Source organism: Flavobacterium sp. LK-23 (genome assembly GCF_058135255.1).
This window is the reverse complement of the sequence record NZ_JBYUVT010000018.1, coordinates 42,822-61,754: the sequence shown is the minus strand read 5'-3', so window position 1 is coordinate 61,754 and position 18,933 is coordinate 42,822. Positions and strand designations below refer to the sequence as shown.

Here is an 18,933-nt window from a genome sequence, read left to right as displayed (position 1 = left end):
ATCGATTAAACCAAGAACAAATGAAAAAAGGAGTAACCGTAACCATTTTAATATTTATTGCAGTTGTTTTTTTTGGCGCGCTTTACTATTTGTATGCGAAAAACCAAGAGTCACCGATTGTATTTAAAACGGAAAAAGCAGAAATAAAAACTATCGTAAAAAATACTATTGCGACAGGAAATATTCAGCCTGATGAAGAAGTTTTAATCAAACCAAATATTTCAGGTATTATTGAAGAAGTGTACATCAAAGCTGGTGAAAAAATTAAAGCTGGCGATATGATTGCTAAGATTAGAGTTGTAGCAAACGTTTCGAATGTAAGTAGTTCTCAGAATCAGGTACAGACTGCTAAAATAGCATTAGATAATCAGGAAAAAATTTATAAAAGACAGAAAACATTATTTGAGAAAGATGTAATTTCTGCAAATGATTATGATGCTGCACAGCTGGCTTACAATCAGGCAAAACAAAATTATCTGGCTGCAAAACAAGGTTTGGATATTGTTAAGACAGGAACAACTTCATCTTTAGGAAATTATGCTAATACATTAATTCGTTCTACAGTTAATGGGATGGTATTAGACGTTCCAGTAAAAGTAGGAAACCAAGTTATCGAAAGTAATAACTTTAACGAAGGAACTACAATTGCTAGTGTTGCTGATGTTGGAAGAATGATTTTTATAGGTAAAATTGATGAATCTGAGGTTGGAAAAATTAAAGAAAAAATGCCAATCGAGATTACAATTGGTGCAATCGAAAATAAAAAATTTGATGCAGTTTTAAACTATATCGCTCCAAAAGGAGTTACAGAAAATGGCGCAATCCAATTTGAAATAAAAGCACAAATGATCAACAGAGACGATACTTTTATTAGAGCTGGTTTAAGTGCCAATGCTTCTATTATTTTGGAGAAAGCAGAGAAAGTTTTAGCAATAAAAGAATCTTTGGTTCAATTTGACAAAAAAACACAAAAGCCTTATGTAGAAGTCGAAAATGCTCCACAGAAATTTCAAAGAAGAGATTTGGTTTTGGGGGTAAGTGACGGAATCTACGTTCAAGTTAAAAGCGGTATAAGTGATACAGATAAAATTAAAATCTGGAATCAGGGCTTGATTAACGAAGGAGACAAAGAAAAAAAATAAGCTAATTTGAAAGGTTAAGGATCTTTTTGGTTTTAAAAATGTTAAATTTGCGTAGTTCGGTTTACTGCGCCTTCATTAAAAGTATATGAAAATAAATAAATATAATAGTCTGATTTTTGCAGTGTTATTCGGATTCGGATTAACTGGGCAGGCACAATCAAAACAATGGACTTTGGAAGAGTGTGTGAGATATGCACTCGAAAATAATATCACGGTAAAACTATCTGAATTAGATGTAAAAAATGCTGAGATCGATAAAAGAGGAGCTTTAGGAAATTATCTTCCATCTGTAAATGGAACCGCTTCTCACTCTTGGAATATCGGTTTGAACCAGGATGTTACAACAGGTATTTTACGTAACCAAACTACGCAATATTCTTCAGTTGGGATAAATGCAGGAGTTGACATCTACAAAGGTCTGCAGAATCAAAATACGATGAGAAGGGCAAAATTAAGTATTATTGCCTCACATTATCAGCTGTTAAAAATGCAGGAAGATATTTCGTTGAATGTTGCTAGTGCCTTTTTGCAGATTTTATCTAATAAAGAAGATTTAAAGGTTAAAAAAGAGCAATTGTTAATTGATGAAAAACGATATGCTCGTTCTGAAGAAATGGTAAATGCAGGAACTATTCCGCGTGGAGATTTGTTCGATTTGAAAGCAACTGTTGCAACAGACAAACAAAACATTGCGGTTTCTGAAAATAATTTACTGATTTCTAAATTGAGTTTAGCACAGCTTTTACAATTAAAAGAGTTTGCAGATTTTGATGTAGTTGACGATACTAATGTAGCGGATGAAAATAATATCCTAGCTCAGACTCCAATTGAAATTTACAATAAAGCGAAAGAAACTAGAACAGAGTTAAAATTAGCACAGACCAATTTGGAGATTGCCGAAAAAAATGTTGCTATAGCCAAAGGAGCTTATCAGCCAACACTTTCTGGTTTCTATGGGTTTAATACCAGAGCAAGTTATAGCGATCAAGTTAGGTTAGATGCAAGCGGTAATCCATATACTGTAGGTCCAGATCCTATATTCCAGCAGTTTAGCGATAATAAAGGGCATAATTTTGGTTTGCAGTTAAATGTTCCTATTTTCAATGGATTCTCAGTTAAGAATAATGTAGAGCGTAATAAAGTAAGTTTAGAAAAATCTAAAATAGATTTAGAGCAAAAAAGTTTAGATTTGCAACGTAACGTTTACACCGCTTTTACAGATGCAAGAGGAGCTTTAAATACATACGAATCTTCTACTGTAACTTTAGAGGCAAGACAGCAGGCTTACAATTATGCAAAAGAAAAATATGATGTTGGTTTAATGAATTCATTTGATTTCACTCAAGCTCAAACATTATTGACTAATGCACAGTCTGATGTTATCAGAACAAAATACGATTACATGTTTAAAATTAAAATATTAGAGTTTTATTTCGGAATTCCAATTGTTCCAATTATTACAAAATAATTCATTATGTCAAAAAAAACTGTTTATTTCTTATTAGGTGGTGCAATAGTTATTATTGCTGCTTTGGTCGGTCTCTCTAAGGCTGGAGTAATAGGAAATAAGGACGAAGGAAAAGAAGTAGAAATTGCAAAAGTAACCGCTTCAACAATTGTAGAAACTGTTTCGGCAACAGGTAAAATTCAGCCGGAAATTGAAGTTAAAATTGCTTCAATGGTTTCGGGAGAGATTATTGCATTAAATGTAAAAGAAGGGCAGGTTGTAAAAAAAGGTGATTTATTAGTAAAAATAAATCCCGATTTATATACCTCTGGATTGGATAGATCTGTAGCAAATTTAGCCGGAACAAAAGCAAGTCTTACTCAGTCTGACGCAAGTTTTAAAGAGGCAAAAGCAAATTATGAGCGTAATAAAATATTGTATGATAAAGGCGTAATCTCAAAATCAGATTGGGATAAAGCTATTTCTACTTTTGAAGTTGCCAAAGCCACAAAACAAAGTGCCTATTACAATGTGCAGAGTGCTTCTGCATCTGTTACTGAAGCTCGAGATAATTTAGGACGCACCACAATTTATTCTCCTGCAGACGGAACCATTTCAGTATTAAATGTAGAATTGGGAGAAAGAGTTTTAGGAACACAGCAAATGGCCGGAACGGAGCTTTTGCGTGTAGCAAACCTAAACAATATGGAGGTTGAAGTTGATGTAAATGAAAATGACATTGTGAAAATTAAAATTGGAGATGAAGCAAATGTTGAAGTTGATGCTTATTTAAAAAAGAAATTTAAAGGAGTTGTAACCAGTATTTCTAATTCTGCAAGCACAACATTAACTTCAGATCAGGTAACAAATTTTAAAGTTAAAGTTCGTATCCTAAAAGATTCCTATCAGGATTTGTTAGAAGGAAAACCAAGTACCTATTCTCCTTTTAGACCAGGAATGACTGCTACTGTAGATATTATTACAACAACAAAAAATAATGTTTTGGCAGTGCCAATTAGTTCTGTTGTCGTAAAGTCGGATACTACCGCTGTAAAAGATTTTAAGGTTGAAGATCCAAATGAAGATAAAAAAGCAGCTCCAAAAAACGATAAAAAATTCGAATGTGTTTTTGTGAAAGTTGGAGATAAGGCCAAGATTAGAGTTATTAAAACTGGAATTCAGGATGATACTAATATTGAAGTAATTTCTGGTCTTAAACCTGGGGATGTCGTAATTACAGGGCCTTACACAACAGTTTCTAAAGATCTTAATTCTGGAGACAAGGTAAAGCTTAAGAAAGCTGAAGCTCCAAAAAAATAACAATATAAGCATATTGTCAGGCTGAGCGAATTCGAAGTTGCAACTTCGCACAGCCTGACATCAATAATTAATTTTTAAAACTACATATTTTGTCTTTTATTCTCAATATCGAAACGGCTACTAAAAATTGTTCTGTATCTATTGCAAAAGATGGTGAAACAATTGTTTGCAATGAATTGGCAGATGAAGGCTATTCGCATGCCGAAAAACTTCATGTTTTTATTGAAGAAGTAATAGCAAAAGCAGGCATTTCGGCAAAGGATTTAAATGCTGTTGCGGTTAGTCAAGGTCCAGGATCTTACACAGGTTTAAGAATTGGGGTTTCAGCAGCAAAAGGGTTGTGTTATGCTTTAAATATTCCGTTAATTGCTGTCGACACTTTACAGGCTCTAGCTTCTCAGGCTGGAGTTACAGACGGAAAAATTATACCGATGTTAGATGCGCGCCGTATGGAAGTTTACAGCGCTATTTTTAATTCAGATTTGACAGTCGAAAGGGCTATCCAAGCTGAAATTATTGACGAAAATTCATTTCAAGAATATACAGAGAAACTTTATTTTGTTGGCGATTGTGCTGATAAATGTAAATCTGTTTTGACTAAAGACAATTTTGTGTTTTTAGAAGACATAAAATATCCTTCAGCGAAAGCCATGAGTAAAATCAGTTTTGATAAGTATCAAAAAAGCGACACTGTAGATGTCGCTTATTTTGAACCTTATTATTTAAAAGATTTTATGATTGCTCCTCCAAAGAAACAGTAATATTTATTTTTGTATAGTGTAGGGTTGAACCGATATTCCGGCTTCATCTAATGCTATTTTACAGTTTTCTAATGTTTCAGAAAAAACGGCTCCATAATTTGCATTTTTAGCCCAAGGGCGAACTGCAAAATCCACCGAACTTGCAGATAAATTTTTTACAAAAACTTCTGGAGCAGGATTTTTAAGAACCTTTGGGTTTTTAAGCAAGACATCTAAGAGAACTTCTTTTGCTTTTTTAATATCAGAGTCGTAGGAAACTGAAAATGTCAAGTCCGCTTTTCTTTCTCCCTTCATGGAATAATTAATGATATTTCCGTTAGACAAAGCACCATTGGGAACAAAAACAGTCTGATTGTTTCCAGTAATCATTTTTGTTACAAAAATTTGAATTTCTTCAACCGTAGCAACAATGCCTTGTGCTTCTATCGTATCTCCAACTTTAAATGGTTTAAAAACAATAATAAGCATTCCGCCAGCAAAATTAGAAAGTGATCCTTGTAATGATAAGCCAACTGCTAGTCCCATTGCTCCTAAAATGGCAACAAATGAAGAAGTTTCAATTCCTAATTTAGAAATAAAGGTTACAAATAATAAAATTCTTAAAGCCCATAATAAAATGTCAGCTAAGAATTTTGTTAATGTTGGATCGAGATTTCGCTGAATCATTATTTTTCTAATAATTCGATTAATCAATCTGATGGCATATAAACCAACAAATAAGATTAAAAATGCAGAAATCAGTTTTGGTGAATAATCGACTAAAATATCAATAAATCGAGCAACGTATTTACTGACTTGTTCTGGGCTAATGTTCATGATTTTGAAATAAAAAAACCTTCTCAAAGGAGAAGGTATATTAGTAGTGCAAATATAAAAATATTTACATTATCAGAAAAGTATGTTTAGGCCTTGTCGGCTGCTTCATCGGCGATTTCTTCTACTTCTGAAGCCGATTTTTCGCTTACATCAACAACAGTTTCATAAATAGTTTCTGGCGTCTCGCTAACTGTTGCAGAAGTTGTTTTTTCTTTAACAGAATCGACTACATCATTTACTACTTTAGCGGCTTTATCGGCATATTCGCTTACGGTATCTTTTGCTTTTTCAGCATACTCGGCTGCGTTGTCAATAATAGGTTCCGAAACTTCTTTTACTTTTTCAATTGCTTCTTCTGCAAAAGCTTCCGCTTTCTCGATGTATGGCGCAGCAGCTTCTTTTGCTTGCTCAAAAGTACTTTCGGCATTATTTGCCAATTCTGTTACAGACTCTTTGGTTGAGCCAAATAGATTTTTAAAAAATGAAGATAATCCCATGGTTGTTAATTAATTGGTTAAGATTACAATATTAATTAATTTTATAGAATTACTCGTGTTTTTAATGGTAAATAATTGGTAACTAGTGGTTAATAATAAAAAAAGCGCCTCAATGAGACGCTTTGAATAATAATTTAGTCAAACTATGCATTTGATGCCTCTACTTTTATAGCGTCATCATTCAGCATGCTTTTCAGCATATTTTCGATACCGCTTTTTAAAGTAAATGTAGATGAAGGGCAACCGCTGCAAGCGCCTTGCAATAGTACTTTTACTGTTTTGTCATCTTCATTATAAGATTCAAAAGCAATGTTTCCACCATCAGCGGCTACAGCTGGTTTTACATACTCTTCTAAGATATTGATGATCTGCTGTGAAGTAACATCCAATTTATCAAAAGCTTCATCTTTTGTTGCTTCATTTTTGACTTTAGTTTCGATTAAACTTTCGTCTAAAACCGTTCCTCCATTTTCAATAAATTGTTTAATGAAAGTTCTTAATTCTAAAGTGATTTCATCCCAATTATTGATTTCATATTTGGTTACCGAAATATAATTTTCGTCAATAAAAATTTCTTTCACATAAGGAAATTTAAATAATTCCTGAGCTAATGGAGAAGAAGCAGTCTGGTCAATATTTTTATATTCTACAGCATTGCGAGTTAACATTCTGCTTACAACAAATTTTAATGCAGAAGGGTTTGGAGTTGTTTCTCCGTAAACTGTAATAGGCTGTTTTTTTGCTTTTGTTTCGTCGATTTTAATGATAACGCCACCTTTGTCTACAAAAGCACTAATTTGCTCTGCAACCGCGTCTTTTACATCATCCCAATCTACAATGCTATATCTTTCGATAGCGATAAAATTTCCTGAGATATAAACTGTTTTAACAAACGGTAAATAGAATAATTGCTGTGCTAGAGGAGAAGCTTGCGCCTCATCAATATTTTTGAATTCAAAGTTTTGATTTTGAGTAATGAAATCATCAAATTCGAACTTTAAAATAGTTGGATTTTGAGTTTCTTTTATAGTGATTTTAGTCATGGTAATATATTTTTTGCAAATTTACTAAAGTTATTTTCTACTAATGGCTATATTTGATTTTTTAATGAAATAATTAAGACTCTTTTCAAATAAATCGTGTTAAATTGCAAGAGTGAAAATTATATGAAAACAAAATTGTCTTTATGGAATTTAAAATCAAGGTTTTATTAATTTTTCTTATTACTACTTTTTATTCCTACTCTCAAGAGGGACTACCTGTTTATTCGGATTATTTGTCTGATAATTATTACTTAATTCACCCTTCTATGGCTGGCGCGGCTAACTGTGCCAAAATAAGATTAACGGCCAGAAAGCAATGGTTTGGAGAAGAAGATGCTCCATCTTTACAGACTCTAAGTTTTAACGGAAGAGTTGGAGAACGTTCTGGAGCTGGTATAATTCTTTTTAATGATAAAAACGGATATCATTCTCAAAAAGGTGTGAAATTGACTTACGCGCACCATATTATGTTTTCAAGAGATGAATTAGATTTGAATCAGTTGTCTTTTGGAATTAGCGGAGGTTTAATACAAAGCCAATTGGACGAAACTAAATTTGGCGGAACTTTTGATCCAATTGTTTTTGGGTCAATTCAGAAAGATTCTTATTTCAATCTTGACGTTGGAGCGTCTTATAATTATTTAGATTTCTATGCACACGCAACAGTTCAAGGATTGTTAGAAACTAGAAGAGAATTATATACTGATTATGAATCGGATAATCTTAGAAAGTTTTTATTGAGCGCTGGTTATGTATTTGGAAAAAATAGCAGTTGGACTTGGGAGCCTTCTTTTCTTTTTCAGCTATTTGATCAGACAAAAGCAAAAACGCTTGATTTGAATATGAAAGCCTACAAAAACATGGATTTTGGAAGTCTATGGGCGGCTTTATCTTATAGAAGAGGTTTTGATGGTGCGCAATATATTTCGGGAACTGGAGTGTCGTCTCAAAAATTACAATACTTTACACCGATTGTTGGAGTTAATTTCAAGAACTTTATGTTTGCTTACACCTATACTCAGTTAATGGGAGATGTTAAGTTTGATACAGGCGGTTTTCATCAAATTACTTTAGGAGTTAATTTATTCTGCAGAAAAGCACGTTACGACTGTAATTGTCCTGCAGTTAACTAAAATTATTATTATGCTTATTAAATCTGTAAACGGACAATCACCTCTTATTCCAGAGGACTGTTATGTTGCCGAAAACGCGACTATTGTGGGAGATGTTACTTTTGGAGAATCTTGTAGCGTTTGGTTTAATGCTGTTGTGAGGGGAGATGTTCATTTCATTAAAATCGGAAACAAGGTTAACATTCAGGATGGTGCCGTAATTCACTGCACTTATCAAAAACACCCAACAATTATAGGAAATAACGTTTCAATTGGGCACAATGCAATTGTGCATGGCTGTACTATTCATGATAATGTTTTAATTGGAATGGGAGCAATTGTAATGGATAACTGTGTAGTAGAAAGCAATGCTATTGTTGCTGCCGGGGCTGTTGTAACTCAAAATACCGTTGTTACTTCTGGAAGTATTTATGCTGGAGTTCCTGCCAAAAAAGTAAAAGACATCGATCAATCTGATTTTGCAGGCGAAATAGGGCGTATTTCAAACAATTATGTGATGTATTCTAGTTGGTTTAAAGAAGAAAAATAAAAGCTGAAAATTCAAATAAATAAAAATTCCAAATTCCAAGGTTCGACTCTTTTGGAATTTGGAATTTTTTATTATTGGAATTTCAGAAAATTATAGGTTGATTTTTTCGAAGAAAGTATTTTTATAGCTTTCGCTGATTGGAATTCTTTTATCGCTAATTAAAACCTTGTTTTTCTGAATCGATTTTACGTGTTTGATGTTGATAATATACGATCTATGAATTCTTGCAAAACCTTTGCTTGAAAGTAGATTTTCAAGTTTGATCAAACTAATTAATGTCAGTGTAAATTTATTATCTGTTGTATAAATTTTGACATAATCTTTTAAGCCTTCAATAAAAAGAATATCAGCAAAATTCAATTTTACATTTTCATATTCGGCCCTAACAAACATAAAATCCTGCTCAATTTCGGGTGCATTATTGTTTTCTGCAATTGCAGTATTGGCGACAGGTTGCAAGACTTGTTGTGCTCTTACGACTGCTTTCAAAAATCGATGAAACGGAATTGGCTTCACTAAATAATCGACAGCACCCAAATTAAAACCTTCTACAGCATAATCAGAATAAGCAGTTGTAAAAATAACAAGAGGTTTTTTTTCAATTGTATTTAAAAAATCAATTCCAGAAAAATGAGGCATCTGGATGTCTAGAAAAATTAAATCAATATTATTCTGGTTGATAAATGAAACAGCGTCAATAGCATTATTGAAAGTGCTTACCAGCTCTAGAGCATCTACTTTTTTGACAAAATCCTGCAATAAGTCTACAGCCAAAGGTTCGTCATCAATAATTACACATTTCATCTTTTTCGGGATTAATTTTTTAAAGTTTATTTCGCAGTCAAAAGTAGTTTGAAACCAGTAAATTAAGTTTTAAAATTTTCATAAAATACTGGTTTTTACAAATCAAAATTATGCGTTAACAGTTATAGTTTTAGTCAATGTGAAACCATCTGTCAAATTACCTGTTATGGTAGCTAGTTCGGCAGATAAACTATCAGCAAAAACATTGTCTTTTGTATTTGCAGTATCTGCTTGCCCGTGTGCGGCATAATTGGTGCTTGAATATACTTCACTTGAAATGGTTTCAGGAAAAGCAATCTGCGTTACCAATAAAGAAGTTCCAGTGCTTGATAGAACTTCTACATGCACATGTGGCGCTCTTCCTTGGTACCAACCAGGATAAATTGAAATAAAAGAAACTTCTCCGCTAGCATTAGAAGTTTGTCTTCCTCTAAGGAAATGAACAGAAGTATAATCTGTCTGCTGCATTTGCGTGCCGCCGTATTCGGAATAATTTCCGTCTTTGTCACAATGCCAAACATCTACTAAAGCTCCCGAAAGAGGTTCGCAATTGTTGCTTTTATTTTCGATTTTTAAATTAATCAATAGCGCAATTCCAACACGATCAGATTTGATGTTTTCTAAAACTAGCTGACTTGGCGTTTTGATAGGGAACGGACCTTTTGTTTCTGAAGGAGAAACGGCACAGCTTCCGTCTCCAGAATTGCTCGTGTCAGTTTCGTCATTGTCGCTTTTAGAACAAGATTCTAAAAATTTTGAAGCTGTTGCCAATGATGCAATGCCCAAAATACCATTTCGGATAAATTTCTTTCTGTCCATAATCAGTTTTGTTTAATGTATTGCAGTTTTAATTTCGTCCAACTTTAAATTCAAATGAACTCGATAATATTCATTATCCTGAGTAATGGTTAGTTCGTGTGCGTTAGGATATAAAAGATCAAGACGGCTTTGAATATTTACTAATCCAATTCCTGAGTTTTCAGGATCTTTGACGTAATTCTCAATGGTGTTTTCAATCCAAAAATCCAGATTATGATCTGTAATTAGAATCTTAATTTTTACATGAGCCGCGCCTTTATAATCTGTTCCATACTTAAAGGCATTTTCGACAAAAGAAATCAGTAACAAAGGCTCAATAAATTTATTTTTAGTATCCCCATGTACGTTGATTACAATGTCTTCTATATTATTTAATCGCAGTTTTTGCAACTCTATATAATTCTGAATATAATTGACTTCTTTTTCTAAAGCCACCGTTTTGTTATCTGTCTCATACAGCATGTAGCGCATCAGTTCAGACAAGGTCACGATGGCATCAGGGACCAAATCAGATTTTTTGTGTGCCAAAGAATAAATACTGTTTAAAGAATTGAATAAAAAATGCGGATTGGTTTGTTTACGCAGGTAAATCAATTCTGTATTTGTTCTATGTGTTTCAGCAATCAGTTTATTTTGCTGATTATTATAAAACTCAGTTAATGTTCGGATAATGGCACTTATAGTAATAATTAAAATATAGAAAAATGAAGGGGCAATTTTAAAGAAAAGAGGTTGTCTCATTTCTATTCTGGGATGCATTCTGCCATCTCTCGGAAAAAAATGGGGATCCCGAATAATGGTTTTAGAATGCATCATATTTTCGGGTCTTAAATGTCTAAATTCAGGAACAAAATAATTAAATCTTATTACCATAAATAGCCCAATCAGTCCAATAGCAAATACGCCATACAGCCAATATTTTTTTTGCAGTAAATAATTTGGCACCAAATAAAAATAGTTCAGATAAAACAATAAAATTCCAGAAAGCCATTGGGCATAAAAATCGTTGTCGAGCTTAAATGGACTTTCGTAAAATTGAATCAAAGAAGTTAAAATAAAGAAAATCCATATCATAGAATGGAATAATATTTTGTTATAGCCTGTATTTTTAATGGTATCGATCTGCATTTACAATTTTATTTTTAATAAAATTAATTCATTTTTAGTTACCGTTGGAGATAAGTTTTGTTGGAGCTTCTGCTTAACAAGATCTGCAACTTTTAGAGCATCTGTTTCTGTTTCAAAACTTTTAGTGTCGCTTATTACGGGAATAACAGACTGTTTAATTAAAACTTTTTCCTTGTAGGCAATGGTGTATCCCCAACCGGAGTTTGTTTTAAAAGAAGCTGTTGTTAAAGTTTCTTTTTTCGCACAAGCGATGAAGAAAAGAATAGTAAAAACTACAAAACTCTTCTGGATGTTACTCCAGAAGAATTGTTTAATATTAATTATCATCGTCGCTTTGTTCGTCTAATGGGCTAAATTCCCAAGCATCATCAAAATAAGTAGAACCAACTCTTCCTAACATATAGAACCCACGGTTGTTGATGGCAAAACCAACAGCATCTGTTCTTGTAGCGCCTTCCATTGGAGTTCTTTCTGTCCATAAATCAGTTGACGGATTGTACTCCCAAACTGTTTTTATGTTTTCACCACCAATAATGTATCCTAATCCATTCATAGAAAAGCTTGAAGCATTAGAACGTACAATAGCATAATCATCATTGTAGCTGTAGTCGTCATCTGTATCTTTGTCAACGTCTCTTTTTCTGGTCCAGACATCTGTCGATGGATCAAATTCCCAGAAATCCTCCTGATAAACTCCATTGTTTACACCAGTAACCAAATATGCTTTGTCTGCAATTGTAAAAACAGTTGCATTTCGTCTTTTGTTACCGCTAAAACCATTTACCAGAGTCCACGTATTTGCCTGATCATCGTATTGGTAGAAATCTTTCAAATAGTTTCCGTCGTAACCTGTTCCAAAATAGGCTTTACCGCCAACTTGAAAACCTACGGCAGCATAACGTGCTGTTCCTGCAAAATCTGTTTTTTGTGTCCAACTATTTGCAGAAGGATCATATTGGTAAAAGTCTTTCAGTTTGTTCGTTCCATCATAACCAAGACCAACATAACCTTTTTCATTTAATGCAAAACTAGATGCAGAACTTCTTCCTACGCCTCCAAAATCTGCTTTTTGCTCCCAGTAATCTCCGTTTGAGTTATAAACCCATAAATCTTTTAAATAAACATCGCCAGTATAGCCACCAACTACATAAGCATAATCTCCGATAACGAAACTTGTTGCACTAGATCTTGCAGGACCGTCAAAAGCTGATTTTTTAATCCAGTTACCCATCAAATCATCATCATCATTATCATTGCTGCAGCTTATCAAAAAGAGGCTTGAAAAAAGCGCGGTGAATAAAATTCCTTTTTTTAGATTAATCATAGTGTATTTAATATTTATTGTTTGTATTTGATCCCTATTCCTAAAACGTAACCATTTCCGCTATTGTAGTCATATACTTTATGGTCACTTTTATCTAGTAAATTGTATTTTTTATTGAAATCGTAACCAGTTTTAAAATTTAAAAACCAATTGCCAGTAACATTTCTTTCATATTCTAGAGCCGATGTCATTTGCGATAAAACTGCTTTTTCGGCATTGTTGTCTGTGTTTGTTTCGTTCAAATGATAAAAATTTCCATTAAAACTATTCGTCATACTGAATTGGTTTCGATCATTATTAGAATAAGAAATTCTCGAATCTGGGAATCCAATTTTAAAATCGGTTTGCTCATTCATTTTATAATCGAAAACCACAATCGGCGTTATTTTTGGGGCTCCAAAAATCGATGTTCTGCCAGCTCCGACAATTAAATTTATTTTTGAAGTCAACTGCTGGCTTATTGCCAAACTTCCTAGAACTGTCAGGTCTGAAAAATCCAGTTTGCTCTCGAAATTTGCTGTCGGAATAATAGAAAACTGCCATTTAGTTTTTTCTGTTATTTCAGACGAATATTCGAATTTGTTTTGAACTTGATTGAATTTATCTTCATCCGCATAAAAATTATAGGGATTGAATTCGTAATTCACCTTCAAATTAGAATATTCTAACGTGTTTGTTATTTTGTTTTTTGCTCCTAGTTTCTTCTGATAAAAAATAGCAACATCTGTTTCGCTAAAATTTATCTTTTCTGTTGGCTCAGTTTTAAAATTTACCGTAGCGCCAAAGTTTTCCTGAGCTTTTAAACCTAAAAACGAAATCAAAAAAAAAGAACAAACTAAAAACCTTACTTTCATTATTTATTTTATTGGTTCAAAATTAGATGGATGAAGCCCTTAAAAAAAAGAAGATATATATATGACGTGTTTTGATAGACAAAATCGCTGTTTTTAAGGTCGAATTAGAATTTGAGAATAGAATTCAGATTATAGATCGTTTTGTACAATTTGTAGCTTAAAAAAGCGCGATAGTATATGTTATAGTGTGTTGCCAAAGTGCACAATTTATATTTGCCCAAAAATTAAATTATGCACAAGTTTATATTGATACTGCTTTTTGTATTTACCCTATTTTCATGTGGTACAGATACAGATACTGGAGAATTTACTGTTGGTTCAGATTATCTGGCTTTAAGCAATAAAGTAATTATGATAGATACTGTGACAGTAGAAATGTCAACTATTAATTTTGACTCGCTGGTAACTTCGGCTAAAAACAGAATCTTGGTTGGAAATTATGATGATCCTATTTTTGGGAAAGTCAAATCAAACAGCTATTTTCAGGTTTCAAGCAATATTTATACCTTAAACAGTGCAGGCTCTGATACTGATGCTGTAAATTATGTTTTCGATTCTATTTCGATGATTCTTAAATACGATAAGTATTATTATGGAGATACTACAAAAGTTCAAACATTTGATATTCATCGTTTACTTCAAAAAATTAAGGCCAATACTGGCGAGAGTGATTTATACAACAATTCGGCATTTAATTATAGTTCTGAAAGCTTGGGAAAGATATCCTTTATGCCAAGACCAACACAAAAGGACTCTATAAATATTAAAATGAATGATGAGTTTGGAGAAGCTCTCTTTCAGAAACTTAAAAAGAAAGAAGTTACAGATTTAGATAGTTTTACCGAATATTTAAAAGGACTTGTTTTGGTTCCAGACACATCCAATTCTTCTAGTGTAATCGGATTTAGTGGGGGAAACAGTAAAATTCGATTGTATTATTCAAAATATAAAGGAGATGCAGATCAAGCTTCTTATTATCTCGATTTTACAATTATTGACAACACAAAACAGTTCAATTCTATTTCTCTGGATAAAACGGGAACCATACTGCAAAATCTTCCCGTTTCTAGCAGTAACCTTTCTAGTAAGTTAACCAATAATCAAGGATTTATTCAGTCAGGAACAGGAGTTGCTTGTAGGGTTGAATTTCCGAATATCAAGCAGTTTAAAAATATCTCAACTAATGGAGCTATTGTAAATGCAGAATTAGTCGTGAAGCCAATCAACAATTCTTATTCTGATAAATATCCTCTGGCAGATTCTTTGGCTGTTTATATTGGTGATAATTTAAATCGAATAAGCGGAACATTGGTGAATTCTGCAGGAACCACTGTCTATGGAATATTGAATAAAAAGAGCGACGAGTTTAATGAAAATGTTGGGTATACAATTCCGGTTGGCGCTTTTCTTCAAAAAGAAATGCTTAAACAAGCTGATGCTAGATCATCGCTTATTCTCACATTACCCTCAATTTCTAAATCGGTTAACCGAATTATTTTAGGGAATCAAAAACATGTCGACAACAAAATTCAGCTCAAAATTTATTACATCTCTTATTAAATGAAAAATAAAATTGTTTTATGGAGTTGCTTCCTTTTAATGTCGCTGACTTCGTTTTCTCAAAGTATCTCAAGTTCTCCATACTCACTTTATGGTGTTGGAAGCTTGTATGATTCAGATTTTGGTAATTTACCTTCAATTGGTGGTTCTGGAATTGCTTTGCCTTCAGATACTTTTATTAATAATCTAAATCCAGCATCTTTAGGATTTATGTATCAGAATCACTTTCTTTTTGATATTGGAGGGAAAGCCATTGCGACAACTTATCAGAGCAGTACTCGTACAGAAAAGCGAAATAATTTTCAATTTTCTCATATGGCTTTTGCTTTTCCAGTTACTAAAAATTCTGGTTTTAGTTTAGCACTTCGTCCTTATTCTAGTTCGGTGTTTAAGATTTCAAATTTAAAACTTCCAATTGCCGATAGTCAGGAATATTATTATGTGACGGCACAGGGATCTGGAGGTTTGAACAATTTGGATTTTTCATACGGGTATAGATTTGGAAAAAAATTAACATTGGGAGCAACAGGAACGTTTCTTTTTGGAAACACAGTAGACGATCGTGCTTTTTTGATTTCGAATGCCATTACGACCATACATAAAAAAACAGATTATAATGGCGTACGCGCAACATTAGGAGGGCAATTCAAAATAGATTCCACTTTTACAATCGGGACGACAGTTAAAGTTCCGTCAAGAATAAAAGCGTCCAAAGTGCAGTCGGTAGCAAGTATTGCAGATGAAGTGGAGACTGCTGTAGAGACCAATGTAGCTACAGATACAGACGATTATTACATGCCTTTAGAGCTAGGTTTTGGAGTCAGTAAACGATTTAAAAATAATTTGAATCTAACTTTAGATTATGAGAAGAGTTTCTGGGATAGCACAAAGCAATCTGAACTTTATGGAGAATTTGTAAATCAAGACCGTTTTGCACTAGGAATTTCCTATAATGCTAAAAAGAATATTAGGAAATATTGGGATAGAGTAGGGTATTCTGCAGGTGTAAATTTTGACAATGGCTATCTTGAAGTTGATAAACATCGTGTCAATAATGCATCTGTTTCTATTGGATTAAACTTGCCAATCGAAAATACATTTTCGTCACTTAACATTTCGTATTCTTACGGACAGAAAGGTCGAATTGCAAATGATTTAATAAAAGAAAATTACCATAAAATATCAATCAATTTGTCGCTGGACGGAATTTGGTTCGTCAAGCGAAAGTTTGAATAATAATCTAAAAGTCTTTTTTGATTACGGGATATTTATGTTCCAAAATTGACTCCAAAACTTTTGGGTCTGAGTTAACATAAAATATAGGGTCGTGATCTGTACTTTCAGAAAAACCAACTTTATCACGCAGCAGATTTTTAGTCTGACGTGCAACAGCTTCTCCTGAATCTATTATTTTAATATGATCTGGGAGAATTTTTTTTATCTGAGGAATTAGATAAGGGTAATGGCTGCATCCTAAAACCAAATAATCAATATTAGCTTCAATCATAGGTTGTAGATAAGATTCCAATAACTGAGTCATTTCTGGCGAGTACAAATTGCCATCTTCAATTAGCTGTACAAGTCCGTGTCCTACTTGCTCAATGATTTTAGTGTTTTGAAACATCTCAGCGGTTTTATTAAACAATTCGCTGTTGAGCGTTCCTTTTGTAGCTAGAATTCCAATTACCTGTGTTTGAGAATTGTTTGCAGCAGGTTTAATAGCGGGCTCAATTCCAACAAATGGAACATCATAATCTGCACGAAGTTCAAATATGGCATTTGTAGTTGCAGTGTTACACGCTACAACAATTAGTTTGCAATTATTCTCTAGTAGAAATTCTACGTTTTTTTTGCTTAATGCAACAATCTCTTCTTTGGTTCTTTGCCCGTAAGGAGCATTTTTACTGTCAGCCAAATAAATGGTTTTTTCGTTTGGAAGAAGATCATGAATAGCGCTCCATATGGAAGTTCCGCCAATACCAGAATCAAAAACGCCTATAGGATTATTGTTTATCATAAAGCAAATTTAATATTTTTTACTATAATTCGTTATTCTAAGTTAAGTCAAATCTTGAAATAATTCCAAAGATTGCTTTTAAATTTTTGTAAAAAAAAACTGCTCAATTGTCTAATTGAGCAGTTTAATTATAGAGATTTAATTTCTTAGAATCCTAAATCTTTTTTCACGTCAGCAGTGATGTTTGGACCATCAGCTAATAATAAAGTAGAACCGTCTAAAACATATTGGAAACCTTTAGCTTTTCCTACTTTTTGAATAGAAGTTCTAACTTTTTCCATTAATGGTTTTACGATGTCAGTTTCTTTTTGTTGTAATTCTTTTTGAGCATTGTCTCTGTAATCAACAATTCTCTTTTGCATATCTTGAACCTCTTTAGAACGCTCACCGTTTACAGCATCAGTTACAGTTGCAGCTTCAGCTTCGTACTTTTTGATTTTTACTTGATATTCGTCAACCATTTTTTTGTATTCAGCATCATATGTACCACTTAATTTTTGCAGTTGATTTTGAGCATCTAGCATAGCAGGCATTTTCGACATGATCTCGCTTACATCAACATGAGCTACCTTCGCTTGTGCGTTCATTGTGTTACTTGCTCCTAAAATAAGAATTGCAGCAATTAGTAAAGTTTTGATTTGTTTCATCATTTTTAAAATATTAATTAATTATTGGTCGTATTTGTTTTTTGCGATTCGGCTTCTTTTGCTTTTTTAGCCGCTTCTCTTTCTTCTAAAATTTTCTTTCTTCTTTCTTCCAATTCTTTTTTACGTTGTTCGTAAAGTAATTGTCTTTCTTCTGCTTTTGTCATTCCAGACTGTTCAGCTGAAGGTGTCTCTCCGTTGGCATCAGGCGTTGCTGTTTTTGCAGTCGAGTTTGTATTAACAGCACCACTCGTTGCAGCAGGAACGGCTGTTGTTGTAGCTGTTCCAGAAACCGTGCCATTTTTTTTCGCGTCTCTCTCTTCTTGCAGGGCTTTTCTTCTATCGTCGTATTCTTTTCTCTTAGCTTCTTGCTCTAGTTTTCGATCTTGAATAAGCTTTTCTCTAGCAGCTCTTTTCTCGTCAAGTGCTTTTTGACGGTCAGCCATTGCTGGATTTTCGTCAATTGCATTCTCAAGATTTTCTTTAACTTCTTGCTCTTTCAATTGTTTTTTTGTCAGCTGCTCACGTTTTTCGGTACGGTTTAAGATTCTTAAAACCTGATCGCTAATATCGAATCTTTTATTGCTAAAAAGCATGGTAAGATCTGATGATTTGTCAAAAACAAAATCGTAATTTTTTGCTTCTGCGATATCTTGTACAGCAGTAAAAACCTGATCCTGTATTGGCTTTGCCAAAGCCGCTTTTTGTCTCATTAGATTTCCATCAGAACCAAATTGTTTCTGCTGATAATCCATCATTTCTTGTTCAAGAAACTTAATTTCAGTTTCTCTTTCTTCTATTAATTCTTTTGTAAGTAAAGCTTTTTCTGTCTTTAAGCCTTCCTTCAAATTATTTATATTTAATTTTTTGGCCTCTACCTCTTGTTTCCACTTTTGAGCCTTTTGCTCTAATTGTGATTTAGCTTCTTTATAATCGGAAACATTTTCTAAAATATATTCCATGTCGATGTAGCCAATTCGAGTAGTCTTACCTTGTGCCTGACTTGTATTTGCTACAATCAAGGCTAAAAATATAAATAAAAATTGTTTTCTCATAACATAACTTTATTTGATGATTTTTAACCAAACGTTATTT

General features: G+C 33.2%; 20 protein-coding genes. 8 read left to right on the top strand and 12 right to left on the bottom strand.

Annotation, left to right across the window (positions count from 1 at the left end; genetic code table 11):
- Positions 1-20: 20 nt before the first annotated feature.
- The 4 genes from AC3Y25_RS20335 (at position 21) to tsaB (ending at position 4,670) form a co-directional block, all read left to right on the top strand.
- On the top strand, positions 21-1,142 hold the full coding sequence (locus AC3Y25_RS20335; RefSeq protein WP_095927900.1) for an efflux RND transporter periplasmic adaptor subunit: 1,122 nt from the start codon (positions 21-23) through the stop codon (positions 1,140-1,142).
- An 85-nt stretch (positions 1,143-1,227) separates the two neighbouring features.
- Complete coding sequence (locus tag AC3Y25_RS20330) at positions 1,228-2,610, top strand: TolC family protein (protein WP_250834118.1); 1,383 nt, start codon at positions 1,228-1,230, stop codon at positions 2,608-2,610.
- A gap of 6 nt (positions 2,611-2,616) precedes the next feature.
- Positions 2,617-3,909 carry an efflux RND transporter periplasmic adaptor subunit gene (locus AC3Y25_RS20325; RefSeq protein ID WP_489903990.1) on the top strand — a complete coding sequence of 431 codons (1,293 nt, stop codon included), beginning with the start codon at positions 2,617-2,619 and terminating at the stop codon, positions 3,907-3,909.
- An 89-nt stretch (positions 3,910-3,998) separates the two neighbouring features.
- Entirely contained in the window at positions 3,999-4,670 is a 672-nt protein-coding gene (gene tsaB, locus AC3Y25_RS20320; RefSeq protein WP_489903989.1) for a tRNA (adenosine(37)-N6)-threonylcarbamoyltransferase complex dimerization subunit type 1 TsaB, read from the top strand.
- A gap of 3 nt (positions 4,671-4,673) precedes the next feature.
- Here tsaB and AC3Y25_RS20315 read toward each other — a convergent pair whose 3' ends face one another.
- From AC3Y25_RS20315 to AC3Y25_RS20305, 3 genes are all read right to left on the bottom strand, one after another.
- Entirely contained in the window at positions 4,674-5,486 is an 813-nt protein-coding gene (locus AC3Y25_RS20315; protein ID WP_095927896.1) for a mechanosensitive ion channel family protein, read from the bottom strand.
- Between the two features lie 86 nt (positions 5,487-5,572).
- Positions 5,573-5,983 carry a YtxH domain-containing protein gene (locus AC3Y25_RS20310; protein ID WP_250834114.1) on the bottom strand — a complete coding sequence of 137 codons (411 nt, stop codon included), beginning with the start codon at positions 5,981-5,983 and terminating at the stop codon, positions 5,573-5,575.
- Positions 5,984-6,126: 143 nt separating this feature from the next.
- A complete protein-coding gene (locus AC3Y25_RS20305; protein ID WP_250834113.1) occupies positions 6,127-7,026 on the bottom strand; it encodes a NifU family protein in 900 nt (299 codons plus the stop codon).
- 143 nt (positions 7,027-7,169) lie between these two features.
- On the opposite strand from AC3Y25_RS20305, the gene AC3Y25_RS20300 reads away from it, so the two are divergent.
- Entirely contained in the window at positions 7,170-8,159 is a 990-nt protein-coding gene (locus tag AC3Y25_RS20300; protein ID WP_095927893.1) for a PorP/SprF family type IX secretion system membrane protein, read from the top strand.
- Between the two features lie 10 nt (positions 8,160-8,169).
- Positions 8,170-8,688, top strand: a complete 519-nt coding sequence (locus AC3Y25_RS20295) for a gamma carbonic anhydrase family protein (protein ID WP_489903988.1) — start codon at positions 8,170-8,172, stop codon at positions 8,686-8,688.
- A 90-nt stretch (positions 8,689-8,778) separates the two neighbouring features.
- Here the strand turns inward: AC3Y25_RS20295 and AC3Y25_RS20290 are convergent, their stop codons facing one another.
- From AC3Y25_RS20290 to AC3Y25_RS20265, 6 genes are all read right to left on the bottom strand, one after another.
- Complete coding sequence (locus AC3Y25_RS20290) at positions 8,779-9,492, bottom strand: LytR/AlgR family response regulator transcription factor (protein ID WP_250834111.1); 714 nt, start codon at positions 9,490-9,492, stop codon at positions 8,779-8,781.
- 108 nt (positions 9,493-9,600) lie between these two features.
- Entirely contained in the window at positions 9,601-10,311 is a 711-nt protein-coding gene (locus tag AC3Y25_RS20285) for a dioxygenase family protein (protein ID WP_489903987.1), read from the bottom strand.
- Between the two features lie 12 nt (positions 10,312-10,323).
- Complete coding sequence (locus tag AC3Y25_RS20280; RefSeq protein ID WP_489903986.1) at positions 10,324-11,439, bottom strand: sensor histidine kinase; 1,116 nt, start codon at positions 11,437-11,439, stop codon at positions 10,324-10,326.
- Complete coding sequence (locus AC3Y25_RS20275; RefSeq protein WP_489903985.1) at positions 11,440-11,766, bottom strand: DUF4907 domain-containing protein; 327 nt, start codon at positions 11,764-11,766, stop codon at positions 11,440-11,442.
- On the bottom strand, positions 11,756-12,763 hold the full coding sequence (locus AC3Y25_RS20270) for a Kelch repeat-containing protein (RefSeq protein WP_489903984.1): 1,008 nt from the start codon (positions 12,761-12,763) through the stop codon (positions 11,756-11,758). Before AC3Y25_RS20270 ends, AC3Y25_RS20275 begins: the two co-directional genes overlap by 11 nt.
- Before the next feature lie 14 nt (positions 12,764-12,777).
- The gene (locus AC3Y25_RS20265; RefSeq protein WP_489903983.1) at positions 12,778-13,617 is read right to left on the bottom strand and encodes a DUF6268 family outer membrane beta-barrel protein; all 840 of its coding nucleotides are present in this window, start codon (positions 13,615-13,617) and stop codon (positions 12,778-12,780) included.
- Positions 13,618-13,848: 231 nt separating this feature from the next.
- Here AC3Y25_RS20265 and AC3Y25_RS20260 point away from each other — a divergent pair, with 231 nt between their 5' ends.
- Together AC3Y25_RS20260 and bamG are read left to right on the top strand one after the other, a co-directional pair.
- A complete protein-coding gene (locus AC3Y25_RS20260) occupies positions 13,849-15,177 on the top strand; it encodes a DUF4270 family protein (protein ID WP_489903982.1) in 1,329 nt (442 codons plus the stop codon).
- A complete protein-coding gene (gene bamG, locus AC3Y25_RS20255) occupies positions 15,178-16,413 on the top strand; it encodes a BamG family beta-barrel-assembly machinery protein (protein ID WP_489903981.1) in 1,236 nt (411 codons plus the stop codon).
- 4 nt (positions 16,414-16,417) lie between these two features.
- Here bamG and murI read toward each other — a convergent pair whose 3' ends face one another.
- From murI to AC3Y25_RS20240, 3 genes are all read right to left on the bottom strand, one after another.
- Positions 16,418-17,194: a glutamate racemase gene (gene murI / locus AC3Y25_RS20250; protein ID WP_489903980.1), complete on the bottom strand. Its 777-nt coding sequence runs from the start codon at positions 17,192-17,194 to the stop codon at positions 16,418-16,420.
- A gap of 146 nt (positions 17,195-17,340) precedes the next feature.
- Positions 17,341-17,844 carry an OmpH/Skp family outer membrane protein gene (locus tag AC3Y25_RS20245; RefSeq protein ID WP_172426837.1) on the bottom strand — a complete coding sequence of 168 codons (504 nt, stop codon included), beginning with the start codon at positions 17,842-17,844 and terminating at the stop codon, positions 17,341-17,343.
- Positions 17,845-17,858: 14 nt separating this feature from the next.
- Complete coding sequence (locus AC3Y25_RS20240) at positions 17,859-18,893, bottom strand: OmpH/Skp family outer membrane protein (protein ID WP_379796150.1); 1,035 nt, start codon at positions 18,891-18,893, stop codon at positions 17,859-17,861.
- Positions 18,894-18,933 lie beyond the last annotated feature (40 nt).

Coding starts and splice junctions, on each gene's coding strand:
- AC3Y25_RS20310 (WP_250834114.1), bottom strand. CDS start 5,983: ATGGGATTATCTTCATTTTTTAAAAATCTATTTGGCTCAACCAAAGAG.
- AC3Y25_RS20265 (WP_489903983.1), bottom strand. CDS start 13,617: ATGAAAGTAAGGTTTTTAGTTTGTTCTTTTTTTTTGATTTCGTTTTTA.
- AC3Y25_RS20280 (WP_489903986.1), bottom strand. CDS start 11,439: ATGCAGATCGATACCATTAAAAATACAGGCTATAACAAAATATTATTC.
- AC3Y25_RS20290 (WP_250834111.1), bottom strand. CDS start 9,492: ATGAAATGTGTAATTATTGATGACGAACCTTTGGCTGTAGACTTATTG.
- AC3Y25_RS20300 (WP_095927893.1), top strand. CDS start 7,170: ATGGAATTTAAAATCAAGGTTTTATTAATTTTTCTTATTACTACTTTT.
- AC3Y25_RS20285 (WP_489903987.1), bottom strand. CDS start 10,311: ATGGACAGAAAGAAATTTATCCGAAATGGTATTTTGGGCATTGCATCA.
- AC3Y25_RS20245 (WP_172426837.1), bottom strand. CDS start 17,844: ATGATGAAACAAATCAAAACTTTACTAATTGCTGCAATTCTTATTTTA.
- AC3Y25_RS20275 (WP_489903985.1), bottom strand. CDS start 11,766: ATGATAATTAATATTAAACAATTCTTCTGGAGTAACATCCAGAAGAGT.
- AC3Y25_RS20240 (WP_379796150.1), bottom strand. CDS start 18,893: ATGAGAAAACAATTTTTATTTATATTTTTAGCCTTGATTGTAGCAAAT.
- AC3Y25_RS20270 (WP_489903984.1), bottom strand. CDS start 12,763: ATGATTAATCTAAAAAAAGGAATTTTATTCACCGCGCTTTTTTCAAGC.
- AC3Y25_RS20325 (WP_489903990.1), top strand. CDS start 2,617: ATGTCAAAAAAAACTGTTTATTTCTTATTAGGTGGTGCAATAGTTATT.
- AC3Y25_RS20305 (WP_250834113.1), bottom strand. CDS start 7,026: ATGACTAAAATCACTATAAAAGAAACTCAAAATCCAACTATTTTAAAG.
- AC3Y25_RS20260 (WP_489903982.1), top strand. CDS start 13,849: ATGCACAAGTTTATATTGATACTGCTTTTTGTATTTACCCTATTTTCA.
- bamG (WP_489903981.1), top strand. CDS start 15,178: ATGAAAAATAAAATTGTTTTATGGAGTTGCTTCCTTTTAATGTCGCTG.
- AC3Y25_RS20295 (WP_489903988.1), top strand. CDS start 8,170: ATGCTTATTAAATCTGTAAACGGACAATCACCTCTTATTCCAGAGGAC.
- AC3Y25_RS20315 (WP_095927896.1), bottom strand. CDS start 5,486: ATGAACATTAGCCCAGAACAAGTCAGTAAATACGTTGCTCGATTTATT.
- AC3Y25_RS20335 (WP_095927900.1), top strand. CDS start 21: ATGAAAAAAGGAGTAACCGTAACCATTTTAATATTTATTGCAGTTGTT.
- murI (WP_489903980.1), bottom strand. CDS start 17,194: ATGATAAACAATAATCCTATAGGCGTTTTTGATTCTGGTATTGGCGGA.
- AC3Y25_RS20330 (WP_250834118.1), top strand. CDS start 1,228: ATGAAAATAAATAAATATAATAGTCTGATTTTTGCAGTGTTATTCGGA.